A 6,751-nucleotide genomic window follows, 5' to 3' on the forward strand; every position below is an offset into this window, starting at 1 on the left:
ACCTCGCGGAGACCACTCTAGACGTCGACGATGCCCGCCGGCTCGACGGGCAGCTCGCCGAGCTCCAGGCCTGGAAATTCTATAAACAGGGCATGTACGCCGAAACAATCGAACCGCTGAAAACAGCCCTGAAAAAAGGAAGCAGCGGCCGCGACCAGAAGGCGCGCATGTATTACATCCTCGGACAGCTGTACGCCTGGAAAGGGCAGCACGACTCGTCCATGACCGCCTTCCGCGAGGTGATCGCCGCCAAACCCGACGCCACGATCGATTTCAACGCCCGGGTGCAGATCGCCAAAGCCAACGCCAAAGTGAACGGAGGCAGCCTCGAAGAGAGCATCGCCGCGCTGCAGGGCATGCTCCGCAAAGAGCGTTTCATCCCTTTCCGCGACGCGATCTGGTATAATATGGCCGTGTTGTGCGCCAACGATGATCCCGAACGCGCCATTGGTTTTTTGAATGAATCACTGCGGGTGGAAAGCGCCAATATGTTCCAGAAAACCCTGACTTTCAAAGGGATGGCGGACATCTACTATTTCCGTAAAAATTACCGCGACGCACAACGGTACTACGACAGTACGGCTTCCATCATGGGGCCCGATTTCCATGACCGCGAAGTTGTGACTGCCCGGAAAGAAACGCTGGGCGCGGTGGCGGAGAAAGTGCAGGTTATTCATGACGAAGACAGCCTGCAGCAGATCGCGGCAATGTCTCCCGCCATGCGGGATTCTTTCCTCGTTTCGCAGGTGGCGGCGATCAAGGCGGCCAAGAATCCGCCGGTGGAAGGCGGGAAGAAAGGCGGTGGCACCTCGGCGAGGGACAATGCAACTTTCAACATCAGCAAAAACAACAATAATGCGGCGTTCGGGCCGAATATGGAAGGCGGGGAATGGTATTTTTACAACCAAACCAACAAGTCTTCCGGGTTCAGCGAGTTCCGCCGGCGCTGGGGCAACCGCGCGCTGGGCGACAACTGGCGCCGCAGCCAGGCGAGCTCCCTGCTGGCGGGCAATACCAACAGCAGTATTGGCAACTCCACCGAAACAGAAGGGGCCGAAGGCACGGGGGCGCCGTCCATCGCCGAACTCCCGGCCGACAGCATCACTAGCACCCTGCTCGCCAGCCGTTTGCCCGACACCCCCGAGAAGCTGGAAACCTCCCGCTCCCGCCAGCAGGACGCATTCTACGACCTGGGCAAGCTCTATACCGATAAGCTCGACGATACCCGTGAGGGAATTCACACGTATGACTCCCTGTTGCTGCGGTTCCCGGAGCATCCGCGCAAGGTGGAAGTGCTTTACAGCCTGTATGCATGGCATAACAAGCTGAACCACAACGATCAGGCTCAAAAATTCAAAAACCAGATCCTCACCCAGTTCCCCGGCAGCCAGTACGCCAGCATCCTGACTTACGGCCTGGAGAAGAAGGAAGATAAAGAGAAGACGCAGGCTGCCGCAGCCATTTACGAAGCCGCTTACAATGGTTTCCGCGATGGCAACTACGATACTGTGTTCGTGCTCCGCAAGGTGTCCGACTCCACGGTGGGCTACAGTTCCCTCCAGCCGAAGTTCGACTTGCTGGAGGCCATGGCTATCATCAAAACGCGGCCCGACGACGAAGGCAAAGCCGCCATCGCTTCGGTGATCACCAAGTATCCGGGAGACGCCGCGATCCTCGGGCAGGCCAAAGCCATCCAGGAAGCTCTTGAGCGCCGCCAGCAGCTGACGGAATACCTCACCAACCTGGAAATCAAGCGCGACAGCAGCGGAACCGCCATGGTGGACGAAAACATCCGCATCCGCTACCCCTGGCAAACGCCAACGCCCAACCTGCCGGACTCGCTGGCGCTGAAAGCCAAAGCGGATTCCGCCGCAGCCGTGGCGAATGTGCCGCCTCCCGCGCCGGTGAAACCCGTCACCCCCTACCAGCTGGGCGACGAAAAGGCATCGATTCCGCATTTCGTGGTGATCCACTTCGACCGGGTATCGAAAGTACTGATCGACGAAGCAGTGTCCCAATTCTCGAAATACAACAGTGAAAAACACGCTTCCCAGCAGCTGCAAACCAGCATGTATGCGCTGACGCCTAATGAAATCATGGTGATCGTCAGGCTGTTCCCTGATGAGAATAAAGCACTTACGTATTTCGACGAGGTGTCCCGCGTGGCAAGCGAAACCATCATCCCGCGGATACGGCCTACCGATTACCGGCTTTTCATCATCTCGCGTGAAAACTTCATTCTGTTAAATAATACCAAAGACCTGGAGGGCTACCGCAAATTCTTCGGCAACAACTACATAACGGAATAATATTTGCGATACAAACCCGTCAGCTATGCCACCCGGCCTATGAAACGCAGGGGAAAAAGCATAATTTTGCAGTAAACAGACTGTTTCACACTTTTTAACATATGAAAAAATCCGTAAAAATATTATGGGTGGTTTTCGGGTGCGGGGTGTCCTTATTCCTCATCCTCCTCCTGCTGATCAATCTCCGGCTGATCGGACACATGCCCAGCATGGAGGAACTCGAAAACCCGCGGACGGCCCTGGCCTCCGAGGTGATCGCGGAGGATGGTACCATCATGGGTAAATACCTCCAGGTCGACCGTTCCAATATCGACTTTAAGGATATTTCTCCAAACGTTTTCAACGCCCTGCTGGCCACGGAAGACCGGAACTTTTACAGTCACTCCGGCATCGACGCCAAAGCTACGGCAGCCATACCTTTCTACCTGATGATTGGGAAGAAGCGCGGCTCCTCCACCATTACCCAGCAGCTGGCGCTCAACCTGCAGCAGGACGGCGAGGGCAAAACGCGTTCCCGCAACCTGGTGGTGCGCTCTTTCCAGAAGCTTTCGGAATGGGTGATCGCCATCAAGCTGGAAAGAAACCTCACCAAGAAAGAAATCATCACGCTGTACCTCAACACCGTGGCATTCGGCGATAACGTGTACGGCATCGAGAACGGCGCACGGACTTTCTTCAGTAAAGATCCCGCCCGGTTGTCGATCGAAGAAGCAGCTACCCTGGTGGGCATGCTGAAAGGCTCCACCCAGTACAATCCCCGCCGCAATCCCGTAGTAGCGCTCAACCGCCGCAATACGGTGATCGACAACATGGTGAGCGAAGGTTACGTTACCAGCGCCGAAGGCGAGGCGGCAAAGGCCCGTCCCATCGTGCTCCGCTACAACAAGCTCGACCACAACAAGGGGCTGGCCCCCTACTTCCGGGAAGTATTGCGGAGCGAGCTGAAGGCCTGGTGCAAGGAGCATAAGAAACCCGATGGCACCGAATACAACCTGTACCGCGACGGCCTGAAGATCTATACCACCATCAATCCCCGCATGCAGCTGTATGCAGAAGAAGCGGTAGCGCATCACCTGAAAGATCTCCAGAAATCCTTCCAGCAGCAGTCCAACATCAAATCCGGAAAAATCTGGACAGGGCCGATCGCCTCCAGGGACCTGCAGAACTTCATCAAAGACACCGACCGCTACCGCAGCATGAAGGAAGAAGGCGCCAGCGATGAAGACATCGAAAAAGCTTTCAACACGCCGACCAAGATGAAAGCCTTCGGATGGCGGAGTTACACCAATACGGACCAGAACGAGATCGATACGACAATGACGCCGGTCGATTCCATTAAATACCACCGCGCCATTCTTCAGTCCGGTTTCATGGCCATGGACCCTGAAAGCGGCGAGATCAAAGCCTGGGTGGGCGGACCTGATTTCCGTTATTTCAAGAACGACCACGTATTCAAGACCACGCGCCAGGTAGGTTCTACCTTCAAGCCGTTCCTGTACCTGTTCGCCCTGATGAACGGGTTCAATCCCAATACGATGTTGCCCAACGAGCCTGTTACCATTGGCAACTGGACGCTCTCCCGCAACTCCGAAGGCAGCGTGGGCGGATCCATCAGCATGGCGGGCGCACTGGCGAAATCGCTCAACCTGGTAAGCGCTTACCTCATCAAGCAATTCGGCGCCAAGTCATTCGCCAACTTCGCCAACGACAAGATCGGGTTCCAGTCGACCAAGATCGAACCGTATCCTTCCATTGCACTGGGGGTTTCGACGATCTCCCTGTACGACATGCTCCGTGCCTACACGATGTTCCCCGCGCGCGGGGTGATCACTACGCCCATTTACATTACCCGTATTGAAGACCGCTTCGGCAACATCCTCGAAACATACGTTCCCGAGAAGAAGGAAGTGATCAGCGAGATCGATTCCTACACGATGGTAAAAATGATGGAAGGCGTGACGGCCAGCGGCGGTACCGGTGCCAGGTTACGTTTCCGTTACAATATCCCCGGCGAAGTAGCGGGTAAAACCGGCACAACGAACGACAATACCGACGGCTGGTTCCTCGGCTATACGCCTCAGCTCCTCGCCGGCGCATGGGTGGGCTGCGATAACAACTACCTCCGCTTCAACAGCACCTCGCTGGGTCAGGGCGCCAATACCGGTCTTCCCATCTTTGCGCTGTTCCTGCAGAAAGTATATGCAGATAAAACCCTCGGCATCGATCCGAATTCCAAATTCCCCATTCCGCCGAATATGCACAACGACCTGTATTTCAATTATGAAAACAACATACAGCCGGGTGCAGAAGCGGAAGATGTGGGCAACGGTGGTGCCAGCGATTATGAAAGCATCGACGTCGGCGCTTACGGCGAACCTGTAGAACAACAGAAAGAAACGCCCAAAGACGCTCCGAAGGAACAAAAAGAACCTAAAGACGCTCCGAAAGAAAAAGCCCCCAAGCGCGACGAGCCTCAGCAATCAGGCACCCAACCAAAAGCGCTGATGCCTGCGAAACCAAAGAACAACAACTAACATAACCCAAAAGAGCGTGTACCAAAAATGCACGCTCTTTTTTTATGAGCAGATGCGATGGTTCCGGTCGAGGTAGCAGATGTGAAATATATTGCCCTTCTGGAATCCGTGAATCCTCCTCCGTTCGTCCACCCGCAGTTCATAAAATGCCTGATCTGCATCAACACCATAAATGTACCCTCCGGCAGGGTACAAATCCTTCCGGATTTTCGTCAACCCAAATCCAGATTTACCGCTTTTCCCCGCGGTCTTTATTAAATCCAGCCAATTTGAGCGTACCAGTTTATCCAGGAATCGCCAAAAACTTTTCATTTCCGGCTTCCCCCATTGCGAAAAACATTCAAATTTGCGTTGCAAAAAAGTAACTGAGACGAGCATCTTGATGTCATCTTCTGAATTCGTGCTATAGGAATTTTCTACATGGTAATTTTCATGATGCACGAAATGCTGTGGGTTAACATCAACAGATGAATCAAATCGTCGCCGTTCGCGGCTGCTGTCCATATTTTAAGTTTGAGTAATAAGCTTTCATGGATTCCCGGGTGATCTCAGCCAGGGAATAATCGGGTATGGCTCCTGCCGCATTCCTTCTCGCTTTTCGCCAAGGCAGTTCCCTGCATACCAGATTTTCGAGAAATCTAGCGGAATGCTCTCCATACCTGAATTGGATATCTTTTAGGAAATCTTCCAGTTCAATAGATAGTTTTGGACAATCATACTCCTCATTATACAACGCTTCAAAAGGGATTCCTTCCCGGAATTCGTCCTTAAAACGCTTGTAAACAGAAGGCACCGTTGGTCCATGCCCCCATGCTTCAATCCTATCTTCGAATAATGGCTCGTCATACATGACCAGGTGCCATGCCTGCGCATAATATATCAGTTTCTGCAGCTTCATCGGAGAGATCGTATCCCCGGCATCGGCATCCAGGTGCATGAGAAACCAACTGGCAATTTGATTCGCTGTGTACATGATTATCAATTTAAAGTATTGTGCATTACGCGAGCGCCCTGCATATGGCCGCGCGTCAGTTCCACCACTACTTCGTGCAGCCCGCCCACCGCACGCTCCAGGCCCTCCAGCTCGGCTTCGGCATCCGCCAGCGACAGCGCCCTCCTGATTTCCAGCACTACATTCCGCGTCAGGCGTATGCAGGGAATCAGCACGATCACCGTGTCGCGGGCCAGCATATAAGTGAATCTGGGAATATGCTGCCCGATCTCACCTGCCAGCGTATCTATCAGCCTCGTCAGACTACGCAGGTCCTCGCGAACGTTCAACATCAGGTCCAGATGTTCATCGAACCCCAAAGTCATGCGGTCATCCATAAACAAATACGTACCCAGTATCCGGTGGAATTTCTCCCAATCGATGGTCGTTAACATAACAATCGTAGTTTTTTTAATGATGTGGTTGCGTTATCAAATGTAACGAGCGCAGTAATCCGGTGATGGAAAAAAGGGTGAGAATATCTCCGGAATGCGGAGAGTTTCTCTATAAATCGAAGAAAACCGCCTTTTTAAAATGATGAAAATAAAAAAGGCGCGTGCCGTTAAACGGTACGCGCCTTATCTGCCTGTCGAATCTTTTAATCCTGGGTCACATAAGTCAGACGGTCAAATTTCATCGCGTTATCGATCAGCTGGATCGCGATTTTCAGAATCCCCGCTTCGGCCGCAGCATCCACTTTCGGCGCATCGTCCGTAGGCTTGTGATAATCGTCGTGCCCACCCGTATGCAAAAACAACACCGGAACGCCCGCGATATAAAAACTATGATGGTCGCTGCCGCCCTTGCCGGAACCGTCGGTGAAGAACTTGATCCCTCCATCCTGCACGCCCTTGAAAATCTCCGGCCATTCCTTCGCCGTGCCATAACCACCGATACCAACACCACGTTTGGCATCA

The 6,751-nt window shown here is 53.5% G+C and carries 6 protein-coding genes; 2 read left to right on the forward strand and 4 right to left on the reverse strand.

From position 1 onward, the window contains the following. Both Q0510_RS03555 and Q0510_RS03560 read left to right on the forward strand, forming a co-directional pair. The coding region (locus tag Q0510_RS03555) for a tetratricopeptide repeat protein (RefSeq protein ID WP_298708328.1) at positions 1-2,309 on the forward strand (2,309 nt) is incomplete at its 5' end. Positions 2,310-2,410: 101 nt separating this feature from the next. Then, positions 2,411-4,843: a transglycosylase domain-containing protein gene (locus Q0510_RS03560; RefSeq protein ID WP_298708329.1), complete on the forward strand. Its 2,433-nt coding sequence runs from the start codon at positions 2,411-2,413 to the stop codon at positions 4,841-4,843. A gap of 42 nt (positions 4,844-4,885) precedes the next feature. Here Q0510_RS03560 and Q0510_RS03565 read toward each other — a convergent pair whose 3' ends face one another. The 4 genes from Q0510_RS03565 to Q0510_RS03580 form a co-directional block, all read right to left on the reverse strand. Then, positions 4,886-5,347 (reverse strand): hypothetical protein, encoded by a 462-nt coding sequence (locus tag Q0510_RS03565; protein ID WP_298708330.1) that lies wholly within the window; start codon positions 5,345-5,347, stop codon positions 4,886-4,888. Continuing rightward, entirely contained in the window at positions 5,316-5,816 is a 501-nt protein-coding gene (locus tag Q0510_RS03570; RefSeq protein ID WP_298708331.1) for a type II toxin-antitoxin system antitoxin SocA domain-containing protein, read from the reverse strand. Before Q0510_RS03570 ends, Q0510_RS03565 begins: the two co-directional genes overlap by 32 nt. 5 nt (positions 5,817-5,821) lie before the next feature. Then, positions 5,822-6,229, reverse strand: a complete 408-nt coding sequence (locus tag Q0510_RS03575; protein WP_298708333.1) for a hypothetical protein — start codon at positions 6,227-6,229, stop codon at positions 5,822-5,824. Between the two features lie 203 nt (positions 6,230-6,432). After that, positions 6,433-6,751: M28 family peptidase (locus Q0510_RS03580; RefSeq protein WP_298708335.1), on the reverse strand; the 319-nt coding region annotated here is incomplete at its 5' end.

This window comes from uncultured Chitinophaga sp., from assembly GCF_937874145.1.
Classification (GTDB): domain Bacteria; phylum Bacteroidota; class Bacteroidia; order Chitinophagales; family Chitinophagaceae; genus Chitinophaga.